23 protein-coding genes are annotated in these 25,035 nt (G+C 47.4%); 6 read left to right on the forward strand and 17 right to left on the reverse strand.

Annotation, left to right across the window (positions count from 1 at the left end; all coding sequences use genetic code 11):
- Nucleotides 1-1,413, reverse strand: coding sequence for an MFS transporter (locus ACRYI5_RS02655; RefSeq protein ID WP_448224181.1), 1,413 nt, complete (start codon nucleotides 1,411-1,413; stop codon nucleotides 1-3).
- 103 nt (nucleotides 1,414-1,516) lie between these two features.
- On the opposite strand from ACRYI5_RS02655, the gene ACRYI5_RS02660 reads away from it, so the two are divergent.
- Nucleotides 1,517-2,035 (forward strand): MarR family winged helix-turn-helix transcriptional regulator, encoded by a 519-nt coding sequence (locus tag ACRYI5_RS02660; protein WP_448224182.1) that lies wholly within the window; start codon nucleotides 1,517-1,519, stop codon nucleotides 2,033-2,035.
- A 28-nt stretch (nucleotides 2,036-2,063) separates the two neighbouring features.
- Here ACRYI5_RS02660 and ACRYI5_RS02665 read toward each other — a convergent pair whose 3' ends face one another.
- From ACRYI5_RS02665 to ACRYI5_RS02680, 4 genes are all read right to left on the reverse strand, one after another.
- Nucleotides 2,064-2,285, reverse strand: coding sequence for a YozE family protein (locus ACRYI5_RS02665; protein WP_407880414.1), 222 nt, complete (start codon nucleotides 2,283-2,285; stop codon nucleotides 2,064-2,066).
- A 21-nt stretch (nucleotides 2,286-2,306) separates the two neighbouring features.
- The gene (locus ACRYI5_RS02670) at nucleotides 2,307-2,942 is read right to left on the reverse strand and encodes a YpmS family protein (protein WP_407880413.1); all 636 of its coding nucleotides are present in this window, start codon (nucleotides 2,940-2,942) and stop codon (nucleotides 2,307-2,309) included.
- Between the two features lie 24 nt (nucleotides 2,943-2,966).
- Nucleotides 2,967-3,923 (reverse strand): SGNH/GDSL hydrolase family protein, encoded by a 957-nt coding sequence (locus ACRYI5_RS02675; RefSeq protein WP_448224183.1) that lies wholly within the window; start codon nucleotides 3,921-3,923, stop codon nucleotides 2,967-2,969.
- A gap of 144 nt (nucleotides 3,924-4,067) precedes the next feature.
- Nucleotides 4,068-4,910, reverse strand: a complete 843-nt coding sequence (locus tag ACRYI5_RS02680) for a DegV family protein (RefSeq protein WP_407880411.1) — start codon at nucleotides 4,908-4,910, stop codon at nucleotides 4,068-4,070.
- A gap of 181 nt (nucleotides 4,911-5,091) precedes the next feature.
- On the opposite strand from ACRYI5_RS02680, the gene trhA reads away from it, so the two are divergent.
- Nucleotides 5,092-5,733, forward strand: a complete 642-nt coding sequence (trhA, locus tag ACRYI5_RS02685) for a PAQR family membrane homeostasis protein TrhA (RefSeq protein WP_448224184.1) — start codon at nucleotides 5,092-5,094, stop codon at nucleotides 5,731-5,733.
- A gap of 66 nt (nucleotides 5,734-5,799) precedes the next feature.
- On the opposite strand, the gene ACRYI5_RS02690 is transcribed toward trhA, so the two are convergent.
- From ACRYI5_RS02690 to ACRYI5_RS02705, 4 genes are read right to left on the reverse strand one after another with little or no spacing between them, the layout of a single operon-like run.
- Nucleotides 5,800-6,288: a dihydrofolate reductase gene (locus tag ACRYI5_RS02690; RefSeq protein WP_448224185.1), complete on the reverse strand. Its 489-nt coding sequence runs from the start codon at nucleotides 6,286-6,288 to the stop codon at nucleotides 5,800-5,802.
- Between the two features lie 14 nt (nucleotides 6,289-6,302).
- Complete coding sequence (locus tag ACRYI5_RS02695) at nucleotides 6,303-7,253, reverse strand: thymidylate synthase (protein WP_448224186.1); 951 nt, start codon at nucleotides 7,251-7,253, stop codon at nucleotides 6,303-6,305.
- Between the two features lie 28 nt (nucleotides 7,254-7,281).
- Nucleotides 7,282-9,168, reverse strand: a complete 1,887-nt coding sequence (locus ACRYI5_RS02700; RefSeq protein WP_448224187.1) for an ABC-F family ATP-binding cassette domain-containing protein — start codon at nucleotides 9,166-9,168, stop codon at nucleotides 7,282-7,284.
- A 27-nt stretch (nucleotides 9,169-9,195) separates the two neighbouring features.
- Entirely contained in the window at nucleotides 9,196-10,425 is a 1,230-nt protein-coding gene (locus tag ACRYI5_RS02705) for a CCA tRNA nucleotidyltransferase (RefSeq protein WP_448224188.1), read from the reverse strand.
- 138 nt (nucleotides 10,426-10,563) lie between these two features.
- On the opposite strand from ACRYI5_RS02705, the gene ACRYI5_RS02710 reads away from it, so the two are divergent.
- The 4 genes from ACRYI5_RS02710 (at nucleotide 10,564) to ACRYI5_RS02725 (ending at nucleotide 14,270) form a co-directional block, all read left to right on the forward strand.
- Entirely contained in the window at nucleotides 10,564-11,439 is an 876-nt protein-coding gene (locus ACRYI5_RS02710) for a YitT family protein (protein ID WP_407880404.1), read from the forward strand.
- Between the two features lie 27 nt (nucleotides 11,440-11,466).
- Complete coding sequence (locus ACRYI5_RS02715) at nucleotides 11,467-11,850, forward strand: hypothetical protein (RefSeq protein WP_407880402.1); 384 nt, start codon at nucleotides 11,467-11,469, stop codon at nucleotides 11,848-11,850.
- Nucleotides 11,851-12,175: 325 nt separating this feature from the next.
- On the forward strand, nucleotides 12,176-13,090 hold the full coding sequence (locus ACRYI5_RS02720) for an amidohydrolase family protein (protein ID WP_448224189.1): 915 nt from the start codon (nucleotides 12,176-12,178) through the stop codon (nucleotides 13,088-13,090).
- 16 nt (nucleotides 13,091-13,106) lie between these two features.
- Entirely contained in the window at nucleotides 13,107-14,270 is a 1,164-nt protein-coding gene (locus tag ACRYI5_RS02725; protein ID WP_448224190.1) for a low temperature requirement protein A, read from the forward strand.
- A gap of 103 nt (nucleotides 14,271-14,373) precedes the next feature.
- Here the strand turns inward: ACRYI5_RS02725 and ACRYI5_RS02730 are convergent, their stop codons facing one another.
- From ACRYI5_RS02730 to ACRYI5_RS02765, 8 genes are all read right to left on the reverse strand, one after another.
- Entirely contained in the window at nucleotides 14,374-15,681 is a 1,308-nt protein-coding gene (locus ACRYI5_RS02730) for a tetratricopeptide repeat protein (RefSeq protein WP_407880396.1), read from the reverse strand.
- 109 nt (nucleotides 15,682-15,790) lie between these two features.
- On the reverse strand, nucleotides 15,791-16,066 hold the full coding sequence (locus tag ACRYI5_RS02735; RefSeq protein WP_407880394.1) for an HU family DNA-binding protein: 276 nt from the start codon (nucleotides 16,064-16,066) through the stop codon (nucleotides 15,791-15,793).
- Nucleotides 16,067-16,301: 235 nt separating this feature from the next.
- Entirely contained in the window at nucleotides 16,302-17,612 is a 1,311-nt protein-coding gene (gene der / locus ACRYI5_RS02740) for a ribosome biogenesis GTPase Der (protein WP_407880393.1), read from the reverse strand.
- Between the two features lie 162 nt (nucleotides 17,613-17,774).
- Nucleotides 17,775-18,971 (reverse strand): 30S ribosomal protein S1, encoded by a 1,197-nt coding sequence (gene rpsA / locus ACRYI5_RS02745; RefSeq protein WP_407880391.1) that lies wholly within the window; start codon nucleotides 18,969-18,971, stop codon nucleotides 17,775-17,777.
- 74 nt (nucleotides 18,972-19,045) lie between these two features.
- Entirely contained in the window at nucleotides 19,046-19,741 is a 696-nt protein-coding gene (gene cmk / locus ACRYI5_RS02750; protein ID WP_448224191.1) for a (d)CMP kinase, read from the reverse strand.
- A 258-nt stretch (nucleotides 19,742-19,999) separates the two neighbouring features.
- Entirely contained in the window at nucleotides 20,000-22,912 is a 2,913-nt protein-coding gene (locus tag ACRYI5_RS02755; protein WP_448224192.1) for a type III restriction-modification system endonuclease, read from the reverse strand.
- A gap of 1 nt (nucleotide 22,913) precedes the next feature.
- On the reverse strand, nucleotides 22,914-24,842 hold the full coding sequence (locus tag ACRYI5_RS02760; protein ID WP_448224193.1) for a DNA methyltransferase: 1,929 nt from the start codon (nucleotides 24,840-24,842) through the stop codon (nucleotides 22,914-22,916).
- Nucleotides 24,843-25,035 (reverse strand): hypothetical protein (locus ACRYI5_RS02765; RefSeq protein WP_448224194.1); only part of this gene is annotated, 193 nt, incomplete at its 5' end.

A 25,035-nucleotide genomic window follows, 5' to 3' on the forward strand; every position in this document is an offset into this window, starting at 1 on the left:
TTAATTTCCTTTCTTTTCTAACGTTTTGCGCCAGACAATCAGAGCGAAAACGACAACGAGTAACCCCGTGCCGAAACCATAAATTTGTCGTTGTCCGGTAATAAAAAAGTTAACATACCGCGGCTCAAAGTTAGTCACGGTGGCATGAGCTGACCGGCTCATGCTAATAAATAGTAATGATGTCGCTAACGCATTGCCTAACACCATCCCGAGATTTCGTGATAGTGAGTTGATGCTACCGGCGACCCCGAGAACAGTGGGTATAACAGCGCCCATAATCATCGAGTTGTTTGGTGATTGAAAGATGGCATTGCCTAGGCCAAGAAGCGCGACGATCGCGCCAATCATCGCTAAGCTCGTATGAAGGCCTAAGCAAATCAACCCAAGCTGAGCTAGTAAAATAATCATCGCAACCACTAAGGTGACCTGAATTGTTCCAAAGCGGTCAGCTAACCGCCCGGAAATTGGCGCAACGATCACCTGAACCACTGGTAACATCATCATGATCAGGCCACTAACACAAACTCCAATCAGTTTAGCATTCTCAAGGTAGAATGGCATTAAGACCATGTAAAAGTTATTCGCAATAAAAATCAAGATTGCGGTAATAATGCCAATGGTGAAATCCACTTGGTAAAATAGTGAAAAATCAAGGAGTGGCGCCGCCATGTGCTGCTCATGGTAAACAAATGCCACCGTCAAAATAATTGCGGCAAGAAGCATCACCACGAGCCAACCGTTTGTGGACCCCACTTGCTGGCCCGCATAAATGTACCCAAAAAAGCCGGTGAGACTCAACCCATTAAACAGAATTCCTTGCCAGTCAAGCTTCGTTTTATGGTGGGAACGTTCCACTGGAAGGATGATGAAGCCCCACATTGTCAGCACGATTCCAATGGGCACGTTGATCCAAAAAATGGCCTGCCAGGGAAAGAAGGTTAGTAACACCCCACCGATTCCCGGGCCTGTGATCATGCCCAGTGCTACAAAGGACCCGATCCACCCTAAGGCTTGGCCTCGTTCACTGGTTGGAAAAATTTCAGTAATAATGCCGTTGTTCGTGCTCATGGTCATGGCCGCGCCCACCGCTTGAACGAACCGGGCCACCAATAACCACGTGATGGTGGTGCTAAGACCACAAAAAAGTGACCCCAGTGTAAAAAGAATCATCCCAATTTTAAACAGATTGGCTTTTCCAAAGGTATCGCCTAACTTACCAAAGAACAATAAAAAAACACAAATTGTAATGAGGTAACTCGAGATAATCAGTTCTGAAATTTCCATGGTTGTTGCGAGCGCTTGATTGATTCGCGGTAACGCGACGTTGACAATACTGGCGTCTAGATCTGCCATAAACGTCGTTAACCCCATACAAACTAAAATTTGCCACCGCGGTAACGGTTTTTGAGTCATCACAGCCCTCCCTATTTCTATTTACGTGAATACATATTATAATATAATCCAGATATCTTCCGTTTGCAATATCTATTCACGAGAATTAAAAAAGGAGATTTCCATGACTAACCAAAACCAAGCACAACAAACAATGGCGCAAATCAACCGTCTGCTGACCCAGGATGGAAATGCCGATCTCGAAAAACAGTGGCTTGAGCAACAGGCAGAAGCACAACCTGAACTCCTGGCTGCCATTCGCCAATTAACAACGCAGGATTTTCGGGTCATTGCAGAAATTGATCGTGCCCAGGAGATTCATATCAAGGCCCTTCCCGCATTAACAGCCCTCTCCCAGCCCACCATTTCCCGCATTATCACCCGTTTTACAACGGCCACACTCCTAGAAAAATATCAGAAACCAGATAATAAAAAGGATTTTCTCGTTCGGCTGACGCCACTTGGCCAGCAGGTCGCTGATCTCCATCGGCACCTCGATCAACAGTTGTTGACGCAAGTTGCGAACATTCTTGACGCATTTTCTGACGATGAAGTGACGCATTTCAACCAAATGCTAACTAAAATCGGGCAAATTCAGCCGGAACTATACGGCTACCAAACAAAAAGAGTGGTTCACCGATAACAATCAGTGAACCACTCTTTATTTGGAATTAAGCTTCCGAGTCTAAATATAAATGCCATGCGTCATCAAAAACATCCATACTTGGTAAATAACGGGCGTTTAGTTCAAGGTAACTGGACACATCATCAAAATTCTCGGCCTGCTTTGGAAACGCCTGGTCCAGAAAGGCGTTATTGGCAAACTGCGCGACCGGGTCATAACTGTCGGAATTACGTTGGGTCATGAGGAATTGATAGAAACTCCGTCGCATGTGCTTCTCCTTATCTTTTCGTTACTTTACTTCTTTATCAAACTGCGCTTGTGGAATCCCCGCTTTAAAGACGTAGGTCCCGCTGTTAACATCCAGTGTTTCCGCCTGTAAATTAAGTGACCGTTTCGACCCAACCTTACTGAGGTCGATCAAAACCGTGTCTGTCTTTGCATCCGCACTGATTCCCTTTGGAAATTTGTAATTCTTTGCCACGAAGGTCATGACGAAGTGAACCGGAAGCTGTAGGCGGCCCACTGCCATTCGCGTGGCACGAAGCTTGATGTTGCCGTCCTTGGTAACGCTCGGTTCCATGATGAGTCCATACGTAATGTTCGCCCCTAAAAACTTAGTGGTGCCGTACAGCATCGCGTTTTTGTTGATCACAAATTTATAATTGTACTCATTATGCTTTGTTTGATTAATGTAGTAGTCAGCTAACGCGTTCACTTGCTTCGTATTAAGTTGAACCTGAAACGTTGCGTTAGAGGCTGCGGCCTTTTTGGTGGCCGCAACTGGTTGATCAACGGGCTGCGTCGCCTCAATTCCCACCCAAAGTCCCACTGCAACGAGCAGGCCAATGAGGCTCAATGCCACAATCTTCCAACCATTTTTCGGCCGCCGTGGTTTTGCCGTTGTTCGTGTTTGTGAATCTGCCATAATGATCTTCCCTCCGTGCACTAACTAGGATAACCAACCATCGTGTTGGCGCATTGTTTTATATAGAATATCCGTCATTTTTGTATACCCTGAATAATTTGGGTGAAAATGATCCGCCGGTGAGAGGTAATCATTTAATTCCCCCGTCGACCCACTGACCAGTGACTTTTCAATGGCCTTCCCGTCAAACGTGGTATTTTCATTGGCGGCCGCGTCCTTTGCCGCAAGTGCCGAGCGCTTTTTAACGGTGTTGTACTGCCCATATGACAAGGTTTCATTAATGTTCATAAAGTACAACTGTTTGTAACTGGCGGCCGCTGTCTGGGTGGTTTGGTTAAAGCTCTGAATGTACGTGTTCAGTTGCGTAATGTTTGCAAAGTAAACGTACACCGGATTATAGATCCCAAACAGAAAAATTGGTGCCTTGGGGTTTAGTTGGCGAACCTGCGTTAACAAGCTTTGCAATTTTGTTGCGTAGCCTTGTTGGGTCCGTTTCACAACCTGGTTCATTGCCGGAACGCTACTTTCACCGCTAATGGTTGCCGATTGCAGGCCTTGCATTAAATCATTACCGCCAACCGTCATTACGATCACGTTAGCATGCTTGATGCGGTTTTGCATCGTTGCCGACTTTGTTAACCGCGCCTGGATCTGATCAGACCGGTCGCCAGCCTTACCGTAATTATAGGTCGTGGCATCGACATCCGCCTTTTTGGTGAGCTGGGTCTTGATCTGACCAACATAGCCCCCCTGTTTGCGTTGGTCCCCGATTCCTTCCGTGAGGGAATCGCCCAACGCAACTAACGTAATTCTTTTACTGGTCTTAGGTTGCGTCTTTTTACTTGGTGCACTTTGCATCGGCTGCGGTTGTGACACTGCTGGTGCTTGAACAGCACTGGCTTGCTGATACAAGATGCCAAGCACCGTGAATAACACGATAACCGCCAGCCACGGCGCACCAATTCGTCGAAACAAATTCATTAATCCTCCCTCATCCCCGTCCATCTGAGGATGCCGTCAATCGTTACTTTCCCTACTAAAAAAGGTGAGACACGCTGTCCGCTAGGCCGTTATCCAGCACTACCGGGCTGCTGTCTCAACCCTGATGGTTCACGTATTCGTTAACTAATCTGTGTAGTACATGAGGGCAAAAGCCCCTTCACCAGCATGAGTGGCGATAATTGGAACCGTCTGAAGCACAACGACCTTGATGTCAGGGAATAACTCCTCAACGTGCGCGGCAATCTTTGCGGCCGTTTCTGGGGCACCCGCATGAGCAACCCCGACACTAACGATGTGACCGGCCTTTTGCATTTCTGCATAAGCGTTGTCCAAAAATTTACTAATGGTCTTCATGCCGCGACCCTTAGTGGTCACTTCAATCTCACCGTTAATCACTTCTAAACCGATCTTGATGTTCAGTAAGTTTGACACCAAGCCAACCGCACGGCTGATTCGGCCACCAGCCACAAGGTTATCTAACTTGATAACCCCCATGAACAGCCGTGAGTGGTCCCGAACCTTGATCGTCTCAGCAACGATCTCGTCCACAGACGCGCCCGTTTCGGCCAGTTTTGCCGCTGCAAGAACCTGAAATGCCAAGCCGCGATCTGTTGTTTGTGAATCAACAACGGTAACATCCGCACTACTCATTTGAGCTGCCTGCCGGGCCGCCTCAACCGTTCCGGAAATTGACTTCATCATGTTGATACTAACAACTTTTGAACCGTCTTTGCCAAGTTCGTCGAACAGATCAACAAACTTCCCAAGTGGCGGCTGACTCGTCTTGGGGAGCGATTCAGCAGCACTCATTTTCGTCATGAATTCTTCTTTGGTGATGGTTTCCCGCTCAACGTAGACGGTCCCGTCAATCATCACTGACAATGGGACAATGGCGATATTATGTTGCTTGATCTCATCCTCCGTTAGCCCAGCTGATGAATCAGTCACAATTTTTACATTAGGCATAACAAGTAATCCCACGCTTTCTAAGATGTGGCCCACGTCGTAAAACATCGTGCTACAATGTAGACCATGAACCAATTAGTGTTACAAGTATACCAAATTATAACGCTAATTTCACCGGGACACTGGTTCTTTACTAATTTTATCCCGGCAATTTAATACTTTATTTAGAGGAGTTGCTTTTATGGAACCAACCCGTTCACGAACGTACACCATTGTTAATGAGGTATTCAATGCCATCACTCACGGTATCGGTTTTGGCCTTGCTGTGGCCGGCCTGGTTATTTTAATTGTTCAGGCCGTTCACTCGGGCTCCGCATTACGTGTGGTGACGTTTAGCATTTATGGGAGTATTTTAATCCTATTTTATTTATCGTCAACCCTATTTCATGCGCTGGTCTTCACCCGGGCCAAACATGTCTTCCAAGTTTTCGACCATAGTGCCATTTACCTACTGATCGCCGGAACCTACACGCCGTACTGTCTCCTTGTCATTCAGGGGGGCCGTGGCTGGACCATTCTTGGCGTCATCTGGGCGATGGCGATTGCCGGGATCGTTTATAAATCAATCTGGCTTGGCCGCTTTAACATCGTTTCCACGGTTATTTATGTGATTATGGGGTGGATGTGCCTGTTTGCCTTTCCACAGTTGTATCACGGGCTTGGAACGACCGGCTTTTGGCTCCTTGTCTGGGGCGGAATTGCCTTTACGGTCGGTGCGGTTATCTACAGCTTCCGCCAGGTCCCGTTTGGCCACGTCATTTGGCACCTTTTCGTTATGCTAGGTTCCATTTTAATGTACTTTTCTGTTCTGTTATATGCCTAACGGTCGCAACAAAATAACGCCCGTTCATCAATGCAAAAATTGATGAACAGGCGTTATTTTTTATCACTAAATCCGGACATACGTTTCAAAGCGGTAGGCCCACGCATTTTTATCGTCAGCCTCATGGGGGGCCACGTGATCTAAGTGCCACTGATGAGGATCAACCGGCGGCATAATCGTGTCGCCAGCAAACTGACCCGCAATCCGTGTCACCAGGAGACAATCAGCCTGCGGCATTAACGCTGTATATAGACCAACACCACCGATGACAAATAGCGCCTCATTAGCATGTGCCCTAATGTAGTCCTGCAAGGCCGCTAACGTCGCAACGACCGTTACCCCGGGCGTATCAACAGGCAGCTGGCTAGAAAGCACCACATTTTTCCGGTGTGGCAACGGGCGCCCAATGGATTCAAACGTGGCCCGCCCCATCAGCACAGTGTGATCCGTGGTGGTTGCCTTAAAAAAAGCGGCATCGGCTGGCAGGTGCCAGGGCAATTGCCCGTGATCACCAATCACGTGGTTTTCCCCTTCCGCCCAAATCAACGTTAGCATGGTGCTGTCCCCCTTTAAACGGCAACCGGTGCCTTAATTGCTGGCAACGGGTTGTAATCCTTCAGCTTAATATCAGTCATTTCATAATCAAAAATACTGGTGGGTTCATCACTTAACCACAAAGTTGGTGCCGCTTGTGGTGTTCGACCCAGTTGTTCAGCAACCTGCGTTTGATGATTCAAGTAGATGTGGGCATCGCCTAATGTATGCACAAACTCACCAACTGCGAGGTCGCATTCCTTGGCCACCATGGACGTTAATAAGGCATAGCTCGCAATGTTAAACGGCACACCAAGGAAAATGTCACCAGAGCGTTGGTATAACTGACAAGACAGTTTTCCGTCCGCAACATAAAACTGGAACAGTGTGTGACACGGTGGCAACGCCATTGTGGGCACATCCTCAGGGTTCCAGGCTGAAACAATGAGGCGTCTAGAATCAGGCGTTTGTTTGATCATGTCGATCACGTTGGCCAGTTGATCGATGCTTTCTCCGGTGGACGTGTGCCAGTGTCGCCACTGGGCCCCGTACACCTGGCCCAGCTCACCAAAACGAGCGGCAAAGTCGTCATCCGTCAAAATTTGATCATCAAACCGGTTCATTTCAACCTGATAAACGTCATTAAACGCGGGGTCAACAAGGTGACGCCGACCAAAATCCGTCATGTCAGGGCCGGTGTATGCTGAACTGTTAACGTACCGTTGAAATGCCCATTCATCCCAAATGTGATTGCGGTGTTCCAGCAGGTAGCGAATGTTTGTGTCGCCATGTAAGAACCACAGCAATTCACTTTTGATTAGGCCAAACGGCACCTTTTTGGTGGTTAATAATGGGAACCCCTCACTGAGGTCAAACCGCATTTGGGCCCCAAATAATGACTTTGTTCCGGTTCCTGTCCGGTCAGTTTTAATGTTCCCGTGTTCATAAACGTCCCGTTCTAACTGGAGATATGCGTCTTCTAACATGCCCAAGCTTCCTTTCACGTCTCAGTGTTTAAACGTATTGCCCAAGATAGTCCCAGCGTTCCATTGCCTCGGTCAAAGATTGATCCGTGGTTTCCAGTTCACGCTGTAAGTCGGCTAACTTGCCGTAATCCGTCCCGCTTTCGTTCATTGCGGCAGCAATTTCTTCTTTATGTGCTTCAAGGGCATCAATTTTTGCTTCGATTCCGTCCCACTCTTTTTGCTCTGCATAAGTTAATTTATGTTTTGCTTGGGGTTCATCAGCGGGTTGCGCCGTAGTTGTCGGTGCTGATGGTGCCTTTTTGGGTGCTTTCGCGGCTGTTTGAATCCGGTCCAAATAATGACTGAACCGCCCATTAAACCGCTCGATTTTGCCATTACCATCAAAAATCAACAGTTGGTCCGCAACTTTATCCAAGAAGTACCGATCATGAGAAACGGTGATCACGGTGCCGGCAAACTGACTCAAATAGTCTTCCAACACCGTTAACGTCCCGATGTCTAAATCATTTGTTGGTTCATCCAGAAACAAAACGTTGGGCTGACCCATCAACAATTTCAATAGGTAAAGTCGCCGCTTTTCACCACCGGATAGTTTCCGAATTAAGGTGCCATGCATAAACCGTGGAAAGAGGAATTGTTCCAACAGGTTCGTTGTGCTAATTTCATTTCCGTTTTTATCCGTCACCGTTTCCGCCACTTCATTCAGGTAACTGATGACCCGTTTATCACCAGGAATAGGTTCCGTTTGTTGCGTATAGTACGCCAATTTAACGGTTTCACCCACTGTGATCGTGCCACTATCCACGGGAATCCGTTGGGCCAACACGTTTAGTAAACTTGATTTCCCGGCGCCATTGTCCCCCGTTATTCCGATCCGGTCATTGGCCTGAATCAGGAGATTGAAGTCGTCTAAAATCTTGTGGCCGCCAAGCGTTAAGTTCGCATGCTCTGCAATGATGACCTTTTTCCCTAAGCGCTGCTGCCCTAACGCGATGTCGACGTCGTGATCAACCTGGAGCGTGTTGAGGTTTTCCTTTAAGTCGTTAAAGTGGTTGACCCGCGCCTGCTGCTTAGTGCCCCGGGCGTGTGGCGACGTTCGCATCCAGGCCAGTTCCTTTTTATACAGCTGCGTTTGCTTCCGGTCTGCTTCCACTTCATGTTCGACAAGCACTGCCTTTTGCTCAACAAAGCTTTGGTAATTTCCTTGATATTCACGAAGTTCCCCAAATGAGAGTTCAAAAATTCGGGTCGCCACGGCATCTAAAAAGTATCGATCATGGGTTACGACGATCACCGCACCACGGTAACTGGCGAGGTACTTTTCTAACCACGTGATGGAATCAAAGTCGAGGTGGTTCGTGGGTTCATCCAGCAGGAGTAAATCTGGTGCTTGGATCAACACTTGGGCTAACCCCACCCGCTTTCGCTGGCCACCAGACAACGTTTTAACGGACTGCTCTAAATCTGTGATGTGCAGTTGTGTCAAAATCGTCTTGACGTTACTTTCGGCCAACCAGGCATCTTCCTGGTTCATTTTAGCTTCGGCGCGGGTGTAACGGTTCAATGCATTTTCGTCTTCTGGATGACCCCCGTAATTTGCTAATGCTTGTTCGTACTCCCGGATGGTTTTAAACACCGGTTGGGCGCCGGCGAAAACGGCTTCCAGAACGGAGAGCGTTTCATCTAGTTCGGGAAGTTGTTTGAGGTAGCTGATGCGATAATCATTAGGGGTGTCAATGACCCCGGAGTCTTGTGGGTCAATGCCTGCAAGTGTATTAAGAAGGGATGTTTTTCCACTTCCATTGGTCCCAATCAACCCGATCCGGTCCGTTTCCCCCACTAAAAAGGAGGTGTCATTAAACAGGGTTTTCTCACCATACGTTCGGGTTAAATTTTCTGCGCGTAACGTTTGCATATTGTCTCGTTTCTCTCAAAGAGTCATTTATTTCTGATCATTATCATCGGCCAAGATGGTTGTTTGAATGTAGTCCATCAACGCTTCATGGTCGTTAGTCACGGTTTCCATTAAAACAGCATCAAGGGCGGCATCAAGGGTTGTCCCAATTTCCGGACCTGGTGCAATGTTGAGGGTTTTAATGAGGTCGGCACCGGTCACAGCCAAGTCGTGCTTGTCGTGAATCGGTAGCGCTTCATACGCCGTCGTCCATTGCTGCTCATCTGCTGGGCCATACCCACTTTGCTGGGCCACATGTGTCCCGGAGACAATTGTCGGCGCCGTCATTGCAAACAAAAGCTGGCGAGTAACCCCGTTATACTGTTGGGCGTACACTAAATGTAACGCCAAATTAACACTGTGAATGATGTGATTAGCGGTCTTCCAGGCCTGTAAAAAGTCAATCAGGTCAGGATAGGATAGTCCCAAATGAAGGGCCACCATCGTCCAAACCTCCACTTCGTCAGCCATCGCTAACTGCGGTAAGGTCGCAATCGTTGATAGATCAATGGTGTGGCCGATTAATCCCGGACAGTAATCAGCCAGCTTGGTTTGGATCATCAAGCTTAGACCCTTATGAGCAGAACGGCCCGTCATCATCTTCACAAACTCTTCGTGGATGCGTTCCACAGCAATCTGGCTAAGTAAATGAGCGTGATCGGCAATGGCTTTTTGGGTGGCCGGTTCAATTGTGAAATCCAGTTGACTGGCAAACCGCACGGCGCGCATCATGCGAAGGGCATCCTCACCAAAACGTTCTTCAGGATCGCCAACAGCGCGGATAATCCCCGCCTTTAAATCAGCCAACCCGTCAAACAGGTCCACAACGGTCCCGTCCTGTTTCAATGCCAGGGCATTAATGGTGAAATCGCGGCGCTTTAAATCATCCTCTAAGTGACGAACAAACGTCACTTCATCCGGACGGCGGTAATCTTGGTAACCGGATTCTGTTCGAAACGTGGTCGTTTCATAGCCGGTGCCATGGTCTAAAATCATGACCGTCCCGTGATCAATTCCGGTATCCACGGTTCGGTTAAACAGCGATTTAACTTCTTCCGGGTAGGCACTCGTGGCAATGTCCACATCGTGAATGGGCTTGCCTAAAATGGTGTCCCGCACGGAGCCACCCACAAAGTAGGCTTCATAACCGGCTTCCTCTAACGTAGTTAAAATTGGCTGGGCGCCAACGAATTCCTCTGGTAATTGTGCCAAACGCATGCGGCTTCCTCCCGTAATCGATTTATTATTACCCATCATAGCAGAAATATCGCTAACTGACACTATGGCTAATTCCCTGTTGGTCTGCTATCTTTAATGATAAACAGACTAAATTAACACGAAAGACTGAGGAATATTATGCGACAAGACGAAGCTATGCGCGTTCGTGATTTTATCTTTATCACGTGTGGGGCAGCTTTATACGCCTTTGGGTTGATTTATGTCAACGTCATCAACCGATTAGCTGACGGTGGTGTGGCCGGGATTTCCCTTATTTTGCGGGCATTACTTCATTGGAACCCCGCCTACACCACGTTTGCGATCAACATCCCCTTACTTCTGATTGGTTGGCGCTTATTAGGCCGTCGTTCATTCATTTACACCGTGTTTGGAATCACCATGTTATCGGTCTGGTTGTGGATCTGGCAACACGTCCCCATCAGCATTGACATTCATCATGATCTGTTCATCGCCGGAGCACTGGCCGGTGTGACTGGTGGTTTTGGGTGCGGATTAGTGTATCGTTCTGGTGGGACCCTTGGTGGAACGGACATTATCGCCCGCATTTTTGAAAAGGAACGTGGCGTGCCGATGGGCCGAAGTTTGCTCGTCCAGGACGTCTTGGTTCTTGCAGCTTCATTGGTCTACATTGACGTTGTTCACATGATGTACACCCTGCTGTGCTCCTTTGTCTTCACCCAGATTGTTAACTTCACTCAGTCTGGTGCTTACGCAGCCCGCGCCATTATGATCAGTAGTCAAAAGAATGCTGATATTGCCGACGCCATCATTGCTGAGCTCCAACGGGGGGTAACCTACTTACATGCTGAGGGTGGGTTCACGAATCAACCACAAAAAATGTTGTACTGTGTCGTAAGCCCGCGCGAAGTTCAAACGCTTCGCCGCATTGTTGAACGGATCGACGACCATGCGTTTATGTCCATCATTCCAATTCAAGAAAACATTGGTGAGGGCTTCACCTACAAAGTCGTTAAACGACGGTCACTTTTTTAATCACATTCATTAATTTTTGGAGGCATTATGACAACACCCAAGCAACCTGAAACAGATTGGCTAGATGAACTTGGCGAGCTTGTCGAAGACGGTCAATTGCACTTTTATACGCGCCTCACCCTCCTCTTGATCAGTAAAGGGTACACACCAGCAGACTTTTTAGCGCCCGCCTTTGATCAAACAATGGCATTGATCACCTGGCGTCCGTTTGAAAAACAATTCATGCGGTCGTTTAAGCGGTTCATTGCGCCATTGCAAGCTAAGCAGTCCGGAACTTTTCTTCAAGAAACGGGGCAAACGGTCAGCCGCCTTACTCAAGCCGACCTTCAGCAAGTCCTCGATCATGATCAAGTACGCGTCACATTTTCACTAACACTCGCTGACTTAGAAGCCGACTACCAAGCAAATTAGCGAAATCAAAGAGAGCCTACCTTGTTTTCAATCACGAAAACAAAGCAGGCTCTTTTTAGTTGGTTATATCATTTTTCACCATCAGTCAGTGCCACGGCCGCTGCGTGGATGTGTTGCACGGCGTTGACCAATAACGCATTCCGATTCGAGACATTGTCTGCCCAGCCTGTTCCAGAATCGCCAAATGACTAATCTTGCCGGAAGAAGCCACCGTTTCTAAATTTTAGTTGTCACTCCCGTGTCATTATAAACAGTTATTCCTTGCATTAGTATGCTTATAAGCTGATATTATCTAGTTAACAAGACTGAAAGGATTTTGCTCATTATGACGCAACTACCGATTGACGTGTTTGCACACGTCCTCGCTCCCAATTTTTACCAGAAAATGTTAGCCATTGACCCCAGCATTCCCGAAAAGGCCCCCTACGTTAATGCACCGGCCTTAACGGACATGGAGTTTCGCCACGACCACATGCAAGTCCAAACGCAACAGATCATTAGCATGATGAACCTTAACCCGGAAGACTTTACTGATCCACAGACAGCGTTTGACCTGTGTACTTTTGGTAACGCGGAATTGGAAACACTCGTTACCACTCATCCCGATCAGTTTATTGGTGCAGTTGCCATGCTGCCCCTCAATAATCCTGATGGTGTCACAAGCATTATGCGGACAATTGCGACCCAGCCACATTTACTAGGCATCCAACTCTTCACCCGGGCTCTCGGTGAATCCATTGCTGACCCCGCCTACGATTACATCTTCAAACTGGCGAACAAATTGAGCTTACCCATTTGGCTCCACCCGGTGTTTGATGACCGGAAACCGGATAACAACATCGTCTTCAGCTGGGAATACGAGCTTTCCTTAGCCATGCAGCAACTAGTCAGTGCGGGGATTTTTGAACGGTACCCCGCCTTAAAAATCATCGTCCATCATGCCGGCGCCATGGTGCCCTTTTTTTCAGGCCGTATCAATGCCATTCTTCCCGCAGACCAGGCGGCAGCCTTCCATCAGTTTTACGTTGATACGGCCATTCTTGGGAATCCAACGGCACTCAAACTCACGGTTGAATTCTTTGGCGCAGACCACGTGTTCTTTGGAACTGACGCACCTCTAGGCCTACCACCGGTTGGGGCCAGTCAAGAAATCATTGAGGCCATTACAACCATGACCGCCGACGTAACGTTACAAAAGCAAATTCTGTTTAAAAACGCCCAGGCGCTTTCAAACCACTAGGAGGCCAGCAGACTTTATGGCTAAACAACACCTCTTTGGCGCACCACGGAAAATCACGCAACAGATTCAAGACCGGAAAATTTCCTGGCTCGAACTGTTTTCTGACTTAGTGTACGTCGTCATTATTCACAGCATTACCGTTGGCTTTGGGGAGCACCTCAACTGGCCGGGGCTGGCCACTTTTTTAATTCTCTTTTACTTAATTTTCAATAGCTGGAATAATCTGGTCATCTACTTTGACCTCCACGGGAACGACAGTATTCGGGTCATCGCCCTGACCATGGCGCAGATCGTCCTTGTCGCGCTGCTGGCTGGCAGTGTCACCACCGCCTTTGCTGGTCACTTTACGCCAACCGCCGTTGTCTATTGTTTAATTCAGCTGCTGTTCATGTACATGTGGTGGACGACTGCTCGGTATGATCCGGCCCACATGCTGACCACCGGGCCCTATCTCATCGCCTACGCCGTCGGCTTGGTCTTCTTTCTGCTAGTTCCACTAGCACCGACAGCGGGGCTTCAACAGGTCGCCATGGCCATTGCCATCTTCATCGATATGTTCGCCTTAACGTTTGAAAGTGCCAACTTTAACCGCGAATTTACAGAACGGAAAATTCCGTTTCAACTATCGTCTTCGCTGCTTGAGCGTTACGGGCAGTTCACAATGATTATTCTTGGTGAATCCCTGGCCAACCTCATTGAGCTATTCGATGAGGGATTATCCTTTCCCAAGATTGGCCTTTTTTTACTCCTCATCGTCAGTACAATTACCGTCTGGTGGCTGTACTACTCACTCATGAGTAACGTTGAGGTTCATGCCACTAATTATCAAGGCCTAGCGATTTTCCGCGGAATGCACATTAATTTCATTCTGTTTTTGACACTGGGCTGCTTTTTCCTGATGGAGTTGGCACACTCACAAGCGACAATCATCAAATCAGGTTATCTAATTAGCCTTGTCCTGACTTTAGGGACGCTGACCCTTATGGTTCTTCGGCACCAGCGGAATAGAACCTCAACCACCGAAATAATCATCAGCGGCGGCTTGGTCTTTCTCATTTGTGTTATCAGTTTCTTCTTGCCGAAGATCCTCATGCTCATTTTAATTGACCTTGCCTTAATTGGTGCGTGTGTTTACCGTGAATACAATGTTTTATCACGTCACACGCTAAAGGTGCCCTAAACTCACCAAACGTTTTATTCAAAGTTCGTTTAAAAAGACGCGCTCAGATTATCGGAAACCTATCCGACATCTGAGCGCGTTTACTTTTTCATTAACTTAATTTTTAGTAGCCTTGATCCTCGTAATCTTCAAGGGCCGCCGCCATTTCCTGATCATCAGGTGCTAATTGAAGGTACCGACGTAACAATGCCACAGCGGTCTCCACTTGGCCCTGTTCACGGTAAAAGTAGAAGGCAGGCTTCAAAAAGTCCACGTTGGTTTCAAAGTATGGCTGCGCCGCATCATAATACTGCGTGGCTAACTCCCACTCCTCTAAGCGCGTGTAAGACACGGCAAGGTTCCAGTACACCTGTGGGTCCACCTGGTTGTTTTGAACATACTGCGTGGCCAAATCAACATTTTCCACGTCCTTATGTGCCTGGACGTAGAGATTACTCAGTTGCAGCATTAACGTCTGGTTATCAGGATCTAAGGCGAGTCCCCGTTTGAAGTAATCTTCAGCGTCGGCTGGATCATTCAACCGTAACGCCAGACTCGCCGCTTGACCAAAGAGGTCCTGATTGTATTCGTCAACGCTTAACCCTTGTTGAGCAACCTTGTAGGCCTCTTCAAGCCGGTTTTCATCGGTTAGTGCGTGAGCAAGATACGGATAAACGGACGCATAGGAAGGGTCCTCCTCCAGGAGTGCTTCAAACGCCGCAATGGCCTTTTGATTATCCTTCAACTGCGTGTACACAAACCCCATTTGGAAGCGAACGTCTGGTGTCATGTCCGCCGTGTGAATCTGTTCCAGGTACGCCACTGCTTGTTCAAACTTACCCGCATTTGCGTAGGCAACTCCGATTCGTGAAACGAGGTCCACTTCTTCCATTTTAGGAATTCCCCGTTTGATGAGCGTTAGGTAATATTCAATCGCCTGCTGATAAGCACGCATCATGAAGTAAAATTCCCCCAGTGCAAAGAGCACAACCGGTTCATCTGGCGCAATCTTTGCAGCAGTCAGCAGCTTTTGTTCGCTGACTTCAAACAGTTCTTCAGATTGATATAAATCCGCTTGAACCAGGAGACTTTGCAAATAAGCTGGTGATGTTGGTTGAATGGCCTCTAAATAGGCCGTCGCAGCATCCAGATCATTTTCATCAATGGCAATATCGGCTAAACTGGTGCGCAACTCGTCTTCATCAGGATAGCTTTCCAGCAACCGTTCATAGATTCGTTGGGCCTTCTTATTAAATCCCAGTCCGTATAATTGTTCCGCCAAATTGTACAGTGTCTCGTCATCATCCTTGCGCAATGCCCACGCATACAACTTATTGGCTTCGTCCACCTGCCCACTTTGTAAAGCGTCTAACATCTGCTCCGCATAACTGGTTTCGTTCATTACCGTCACCTTCCCGTTCATTGTCGACATATTATTCTACGCCAATCAGCCACTAAGCGCTAGCAGATTGCTTTATTCCGAATTTAAGGTAAAGAAAAAGACCCGAACGAATTCGGGTCTTTACCAATTAAGTAATGAATTACTTAACGGCATCCTTCAAAGCTTTACCTGGCTTGAATGCAGGTACCTTGCTTGCTGGGATTTCGATTTCTTGCCCAGTTTGTGGGTTACGGCCCTTACGAGCAGCGCGTGAGCGTACTTCGAAGTTACCGAAACCGATCAATTGAACTTTGTCGCCATCAGCTAAGCTCTTTTGAACTGAAGCAAAAACTGCATCAACTGCAGCGGTTGCGTCCTTCTTGGTTAAACCAGTTGCAACTGCAACGTCGTTAACTAATTGTGCTTTGTTTGCCATGTGAGATTTCACCTCCGGATTTGGGCTTAGACGTTTTATTAAAACATCTAGTGGCCATCTCTGAGTGGTCCAGAAATGGCGAAACAATAACGGAAACCGCATCATTTCAACATTTAATTTACCACACGGGTTCGCTTTGAACAAGCTAAAACAGGCATTTTTCCCTGTTAAATCAATGTTTCAGAGCATTTTCATCGTTTTTTTTATAAAACGGCATTAAATTGAGCAAAAACGACTACTTTCGTTGCCGCGCAATAAGGTGGATCGGTGTCCCCGTAAAGTCGAAGGCCTTCCGGATTTGGTTTTCTAAGAACCGTGAATATGAGAAATGAAGCAATTCAGGGTCGTTAACAAACAGCACAAAGGTCGGTGGCTGGATGGCCACTTGCGTCACATAGTAAACACGTAACCGCCGACCATTTTGGGTTGGCGTTGGTGTTGTCGCAATTGCATCCGTGATGACATCGTTCAGTGTCGATGATTGGATCCGCTTGCGGTGGTTTTCGTTGACCTGCTTGATCAGATCTGGCAACTTGTTCAACCGTTGCCGTGTCTTCGCAGAAACGAACACGATCGGTGCGTAATCAAGGTACTGGAATTCTTCCCGAATCTGCGCCTCAAAGTTGGCCATCGTGTAGTCATCCTTTTCCAAGGTGTCCCACTTGTTAACCACGATAATGATTGCTCGTCCCGCTTCATGAGCGTAACCAGCAACGTGCTTATCCTGTTCGCGAATTCCTTCCTCGGCGTTTAACACGACCAGGACAACGTCACTCTTGTCGATGGCGCTCATGGCCCGCATCACTGAGTACCGTTCGGTGTTTTCATACACCTTTCCCCGTTTCCGGAGTCCGGCCGTGTCGACCATGGTAAAGACGTCACCGTCTGGATCAGTAAACTGCGTGTTAATGGCATCCCGCGTCGTCCCGGAAACATCTGAGACAATCACCCGGTCTTCACCAAGTAAGGCGTTAACAATGGATGATTTCCCAACGTTAGGCCGCCCAATAAGGCTGAAACGAATGGTATCGTCCTCTTCATTTTCAGCATCTGCTGGAAATTCCTTAACAACGGCGTCCAGTAAGTCACCCAGACCCGTTCCGTGAGCCCCAGAAATCGGGTGCGGATCGCCGAATCCGAGACTGTAAAAGTCATAAATTTCCTGACGTTGTTCCGGGTTATCAGCCTTGTTCACTGCCAATAAAACGGGTTTATCCGCGCGGTATAAAATTTTAGCAACCTGTTCATCTTCGTCCGTGACCCCTTCAGGTGCACTGGCTAAAAAGATGATGACATCTGCTTCATCAATCGCAATTTCAGCTTGTTCAGTAATTTGAACGCTAAATGGTTGATCTGAGAGGTCAATCCCCCCCGTATCGATCAAGTTAAAATGGCGGCCAAGCCATTCTGCAGAAGAATAGATCCGGTCACGTGTTACACCAGGTGTATCTTCCACGATGGAAATCCGATCGCCGACTAACCGGTTAAAGATGGTTGATTTTCCGACGTTTGGTCTGCCGACAATGGCAACTGTTGGATTTGGCATGGTGTCCTCCTTTTGATTAAGTCATTTTTATTTGTTAATGGAATCAATAAGCTCGTTTCAGTTTACGCAATCCATAAGCGAAGCGCAACTAAAATCCGCCAGTGGTTCCGACGAAAAAAGGTTCCCCCACATGATGGAGGAACCTTCAATCAGGTTTTAAGCTTACTTGTTCAGGTCGTCGCCAGTCAAGTCACCGATCGTAAAGCCGCTGTCATCATCGCTGGAGTAATTTTGAACATCAGAACGGGAAGCGTTCCGTTGGTCTTCTTCAGCATCGTTGTTGTCAGCTTGTGGCTTTTCTTCAAGAGCCTTAATTGACAAACCAAGCCGTTGTTGGGCAGGGTCAACGTTCAGAACCTTAACTTGAACTGCTTGGCCAACCTTCAAAACATCGTTAGGCGTTGCAATGTGTTCGTGTGAGATTTGAGAAATGTGAACCAAACCTTCAACACCAGGGAACACTTCAACAAAGGCACCAAAGTCTGTTAAACGGCGAACCGTTCCATCCAAGACAGCGCCAACTGGGGCCTTGTCTTCGATGTCATCCCAAGGACCAGGTTGTGTTTGCTTCAATGATAATGAAATCCGTTGACGATCTGCATCGACGTTCAGAACCTTCACGTTGATGGTTTCGCCAACCTTCAAGACATCGCTTGGCTTGTTGACGTGGTCGTATGAGATTTCGGAAACGTGAACTAAACCGTCCACACCACCAAGATCAACGAAGGCACCGAAGTCCGTCATGCGGGCAACTGTTCCTTCAATAACATCACCGGCAGCCAAGTTTTCGAATAATTCTGCCCGCTTAGCCTTGTTTTCTGATTCAACAATGGCACGGTGTGACAAGATCAAACGGTTTTCACTTGGTTCGATTTCAACGATCTTAAATGCTAATTCTTGACCCTTGAATTGGTTTAAGTCTTCAACATAATGGTCAGAAACCATTGATGCAGGAACAAATCCACGAACACCAGCGTCAACAACTAATCCACCCTTAACAACTTGTGTAACCGTTGCTTCTAAGGTGTCGCCACTCTTGTATTCTTTTTCGATGTTATCCCATGCTTTACGGGCTTCTAAACGACGTTGTGACAGTAAGTAGCTCCCGCCTTCTTTGTCGTTACCGATGCGTGAAATGACAACTAAGTCCAGTTCGTCACCAACGCTCAATGAATCTGCATCTGCAGTTAATTCTTTAACTGGTACGACACCTTCAACACCTGTGTCGCCGATTCCAACAATTGCTTGTCGGTCGTCATCAATGGCCAAAACTTCACCCTTAACGACGTCGCCAATGTTAACTTGGCCCGCGTTGTTTAACGCATCTAATAATTCTTTGTTGTCTTCGTTCTCGCTCATGAAAAAAATCCTCCTAGTGACAATATCTATTTAACATCATAATCGAAAGTCCACTGAATTACCAGCAAATACGACTAACCTTGACGATTTAAATATTTATTAACCATCTCGGCAATGGTCGTCACCACCTGATCGATGGATAACGATGTGGTATCAACCAACTGCGCGTCTTTCGCTTGCGTCAGTGGTGACGTCTTGCGGTGTGAATCTTTATAGTCACGCGCCGCGATTTCTTGCTCTAGCGTTGCAAGTGAAACGTCCATGCCTTTCGCTTGATTTTCCTTAAACCGCCGTTGGGCACGTTCGGCCACGCTGGCAACCAAGAAAATCTTCACTTGCGCATCTGGTAAAACGGTGGTGCCAATGTCACGACCATCCATGACAATGCCACCTGCTGCAGCAATGGTCTGCATTTGGGCAGTCAATGCTGCCCGAACCTTGGGCAATGCGGCAATCGTTGAGACATTGTTTGTGACGTCGTCTTCACGAATGGCACGGGTAACGTCCACATCCCCCGCAAAAACGAGTTGGTCTGGTTTGCCGGGTGCAAACCGAATTGGTGTTGCGGCAACAATTGCCATCACTGCCGCTTCATCCGTTAAGTCCACCTGTTGGTCCATTGCGGCCCAGGTAATGGCCCGGTACATGGCACCTGTGTCGAGGTACACATACCCATACTTAGCAGCAACTAACTTTGCTACTGTGCTTTTGCCTGCTGATGCAGGACCATCAATGGCAATTTGAATGCCCTTTGTGGTGGAATTCCCCATTACTTTCACTCCCAAACTTCTTTTTGAACCTAAGTTATTATACCGAATCACGGTTTAAAAAACGAGGCCTAAGCGCCGCTTTAACGCAATTCTAACGAATTAAACCGTTTCGACGATCTTATCGGGCCCTTTTAGCTGACGATTTTTATCATTCGGTGCACTCACGCGTTCTTTTTGGCGGCTGCTGAAGCAAATAAAAAAGTTGACCGCCCAACCGGACAGCCAACTTCGCTAAATGGGCAAGCAATGACGCATCTCTTACTGATCACTTTGTTCCAGACCCTTGATTTTGGCGTAAACCTCATTTGCAGTTACCGCCTCTTCATACGCAATGTGATGGTGCCGCAATTGCTCGAAGAATTGGCGGTGGGTGTTCACAATCTGCGCATCGCCCACCCGTTTATTTTCGGCCTTCGTCTCCACCAATAAATAGACTGCCTGTTTGTTCTCATCTTCAATCACGTACACAAAGTCTGGCGTTGTTGTTCCACCAGTATACTTTGGAACCTGAATGGCACGTCTTGGAAGTTTCCCAAAAGCTGTCACCTTGGCGTCATACTCATGGGTAAGCAACTCCTTTTCAGGATGAACTGAATCATACCGCATGGGCGGCATTTCATATAACTGCCGCGTTTGATCCCCCAAAACTTGGTCGTCTTCGTTAACACCAATGGCCTCGGCAGAAACGTCTGTTTTAAATGTGTCCGCCTTTGCGTCATACACCGAGGTGCTGGCTTGAAAAGCCAACGCCTGATATTCAAACGCTTGCGCATACTTCTCGGCAAAGCAAACTTTGAACTGTCGGGCCAAATTACTTAGCGTTAATTCATTTAAATAACGTGTATCTGAGTTATACACATTCTTTAAAACTGGCACTAACGCCCGGTGAAGGATTGCAACCGGTAGCTTAGTGCTGTCCGATAGCTTACGCAAAAATAACCCATAAGGCATTCCCGGTAGCGGTTGCCTTATGTTCTCCGCCACTGTTTGTTCCTTTGCCTGTAACAATTCATCTTCATCACTCGCATAAAGTTCACCCCGGGTAAACTCAGGGGATTGCAGAACAAATGCGTCGTGACCCTGCATTGTTTCGTTAACCATTGCTTGCAGGGCATCATCTGAAATTGGCCTAAACTTCAGCATAAACCGTTGTGAAAACGTCTGCCACAAAGCGCGCATTCGGTTCCAGTTGTCTTGATTTAATGCGACCCGTTGTTTTGACTGTGGCCCGTTCGTCGTGATTCTATCATGCTTAACGAGGCTGACTTCACGCAGCAACGGATACAACTCAAGTAACTTAGCAAATCCGCCAGGCTCAAAGTCACGATTCTGTTTGATAATTTCTGAAGCCCGCAGCGTTTTAAGCAGCGTCGCTTCATCTGGCGCCAACTGTTTTTCAACAATGAGGTCAATCATTTCAACCGTTAATTTGTCACTGAATCCGGTAAGCGCTGTGTCGCTATTGACTTCGTTTACCAATTTTTGGGCAAAATCCCGTTCGTCATAACCGATTAAAAAGCGTAACCGACTTCGCAACTCAGACTGCAAAAGGCGGTGGCCATTTTCATCAACGGGTAGCCGGAGCCCCCGACCCACTTCTTGCAGCTTTGACGTTTCGGACCCCGATGTTCGCAATTTAGCGATCATAAAAACATTCGGATTGTCCCAACCTTCACGTAGCGTCCATTTAGAAAACAGAAAGCGGCGGGTATTCCAATGGCCGTTGTCATCCTTGAAGGACAACAGTTTTTCTTTGTTTACCAAAATGTCATCGACTTCTTTTTGAATCCCTTCGTCACCGCTACCACGGTCTTCACCAAAGTAGCCGGCATGAACATCTGTCGTTAGATTGGCCAGCGTTGCCTGTAAAAATGACAGGTACTCACGCTCACGCGGCTGGGTTTTCGCTCGATACATTTGAATGAGGTCGGTCAGTTTTTGGTTAAGCAATTTTTCAAAAAGGTCTTTCAACCAGGCGTGTTCACCTGGTTCGCCACGATAGGACCGAATGGAATCAATGAAAAACAGTGAGAGCGTTTTAACCTTTGCTTGGTTGTCATTTTCACGCATGAAATTCGTGATTTCAGCAGCAAAGTGATGGTCGATTGCTTCACGAATGATCATCTCTTGGTAAGACGCCGTCATTGTTGCTGGTAAAAACGTCATCCCTTTTTCAAGTTCTAGGCCGTTCGATAAAACTTTGCCACCCTCATAGGTGATGTTCCCGTCAAAGCCAAGGTCGTCACCAACGCCCACCGTTCGTAGCGTTGGCCCCTGCTTCAAAACCAGCGTTTTTGCCTTCACAGAATCAACGACCCACTTATCCGCGGCCGCTGCTTTCGAAACGTTCGGATAGTAGATGTCAATGGCCTTGACCAGCCCGTGGTTAAAGGCATCCACAGCATTCAGGTTAAACTGCGGTTCGTTTCGGTAATAGTCCTTAAGCAACTGGGCGTTTTTCCCCCGGCCAACCTTAACCTCTGGAAACGTTGCGCCCAGCCGAATGATTGACTGTGGTTTCAGCAATTCAACGGCCTGATAGAACGCCTTCCCCCGCGGAAAACGGTGGGGTTCGTCCATAAGAACCACGGGGCGCGTGGCAACAATTGCGTCGATTGGGGTGGTCCATCCCGAAAGAAGCGTTTGATCATAGGCTTTCGTCAGCGACTTTGATGCCAGCATTCCCGCATTGATCAACAAAACCTCGATCGTATTTTGATTCAACCGCGAGCCTTCAACAAAATCGATCAATTGTGCCGGCATGTTGCTACGGCCTGATTTAGCCTTGAAATCGCCGGCATTGATGACGTTTAAATTAACGTTGACATTCTCATAAAATTGACCAAAATGCCGTTTTGCATAGTCAGCGGTGATGAAGTTTTTCCAACCCGCTTTGATGGCAGGACTCGGCACCACGACAACAAATTTAAACAGGCCAAAGCGGCGGTGCAATTCATACATCGTCCGAACGCCAACGTACGTTTTCCCGGTACCGGTTTCCATTTTTACATCGATGTTCGCTACGTCTTCGCCGGCATGCGTCACGATTGGGTTGGCGTAAACGTCAGCATCACGGGAACCGTTTGGCTGTTCATCCAGCCCCGGAAAACTGGCCATGATGGCTGCCAATGCTTTTTCTTGATGAGGTAATTCATCTAGCGTTATTTTCATGCTAGTACCTCACTTGTAAATTAACGCTAACGTCCAGTTGTTTCAGCGCTAATTCAAGCTCCCGGCGGTGTTCCATCGCCAGTTCGTAACCGTAAACAACAACACTTTGAACGGTTAATTGGTTTGTGCCAATTTCATTAACAAGCGCTTTCGTCGCGTCCGTATTCCAATCCTTATTGATGATGTAAATTCTGGAATCATTCACGTAAGCCACACTAGCATGCCCAAATTGACGTGTTTTGATTGGCGTATCAAAAGTGTACCCATCCGCCAAGAGCCACGTGTTCAAAATGGTCTCATTGCCCGCACTGCCCCCGGGCACCCCCAAGCGAGCACTTGAAAACGGGGTGATCATGTCGTCAAATAAATTCAATTCAATGTCATCGTGAAATTCGATTTCATCCAGTGAATCAACGTTGGGTTGTACCACATGGTAATGCTTAAAGCCAGTGGCATCGCCAATTGCGTCAGCGGCCTTTTCAATCCGAGCGCACGAGATCTCGTCAATGGTCTTGTAGCCAGCTTTTGCCGCAACACTGTCATCCTGTAATGGTTCCGGTAGCTGCGCCAAAATGTAGTGCCGCTGCCCACCATCGGCCTTGTTGAGTTGCATGACCGCATCCGCCGTCGTGGCTGAACCCGCAAAGAAGTCCAAAACAAGTGCATCCTTAGGCACAAAATGGAGCATCCGTTCAATTGGTGCGACCAATTTTGGCGTATCGAACGGCACAAAGCCAAACAACTTGCGCAGTTCACTGGAATTACCGATCAACAGATCCGTCCAGTTTGAATTTAGGAGCGTTTCATCGGTCGCCGGGATGTAATGCTCCGGCTTGCCTGTGCTTGATAACCGGAGTAAATCAACCGGTTGATCCTGCTTTTTTATCCAGGTATCGATTTGTTCATTGGTAATGTCACTGGTCGTTGCCCCCAAATCTTGCAGAAGCTGCTGATAATTCTCAGCACCCTTGTCACTTCGTTCTTTACTCCACCGCCATTGCCCGCGTTCCGGGGTGATGCCAAACAAGGCGTACCGCATGGTCGGCCGGTCCGTCCCACGCCAGTGATTATTCCACGTCCCCTCACGTTTATCCGTCAGTTTTTTAAATTGGGCGGGGAAACGACTATTACCATCCTTGGTATATAGCAAAACATACTCGTAATCCTGACCAAGTTTATCCCAGGTTTCAAACTGAGCCTGGACAGACTTTGCGCCACGCCGAACGGCTAACACATTTTTAAAGCTCCCCTCGCCAAAAATTTCGTCCATTAACAGCTTCAGGTTTGCTTGTTCATTATCATCAATGGAGATAAAAATCAGGCCGCTATCCTTCAAAAGTTTCTTTGCTAAATAAAGCCGTGGATACATAAATGCCAGCCACGCAGAATGAGTTGCCTTTCCCTGAATGCTTTTAAGGCGGCTAACCTCATCGTCGTTTAAGCCGAACATCTCCTGAAGTTTGGCATCATCATACTCAAAGTGATCAGGATAAACGAAGCCATCAGTCCCTGTATTGTACGGTGGATCAATGTAAATAAAGTCCACCGCGTTGGCGTACGCATTTTGCAAATGGCGTAAAACTTCTAAATTGTCACCCGTGAAAAAGAGGTTCTTGGAATCCTTATTCTCCGTCTTAGCATTATGCTCAGTGTCCGCAACGATCACCGTTTCAGGTCGTTCACCGGCCTGTTTTTTAGCATAATTTTTTCCGATAAAATCGAGTTGATAGCCTGATGAAAGTTCATTAACGTTACTTTCCTTGAGGCTCTGCTTAAATTTTTCAAGGTCGAAGCCGCCTGGAGCAGTCACATTGCCGTCATCATCCACTGTTTCAGGCACAAAATACGCCGGCAATTTTTCTTGAAGTTCTGCCATAAAGGCTGAGTTTGAATTGACGTGCTTATTAAAGTCCGCATTGTCCCTTAACATTTATGCCACCGCCCTTCTGGCAGCGACATCGTGCAAAATTCCGATGAAATTTTTCGGAATTTTAAGAAAAAGCATCTTGTAATTATAAGAAATATATGTCCAACGCAACTTGAGTTGAGTTGAGTTGAGTTGAGTTGAGTTGAGTTGAGTTGAGTTGAGTTGAGTTGAGTTGAGTTGAGTTGAGTTGAGTTGA

It is taken from the genome of Furfurilactobacillus sp. WILCCON 0119 (assembly GCF_053471565.1).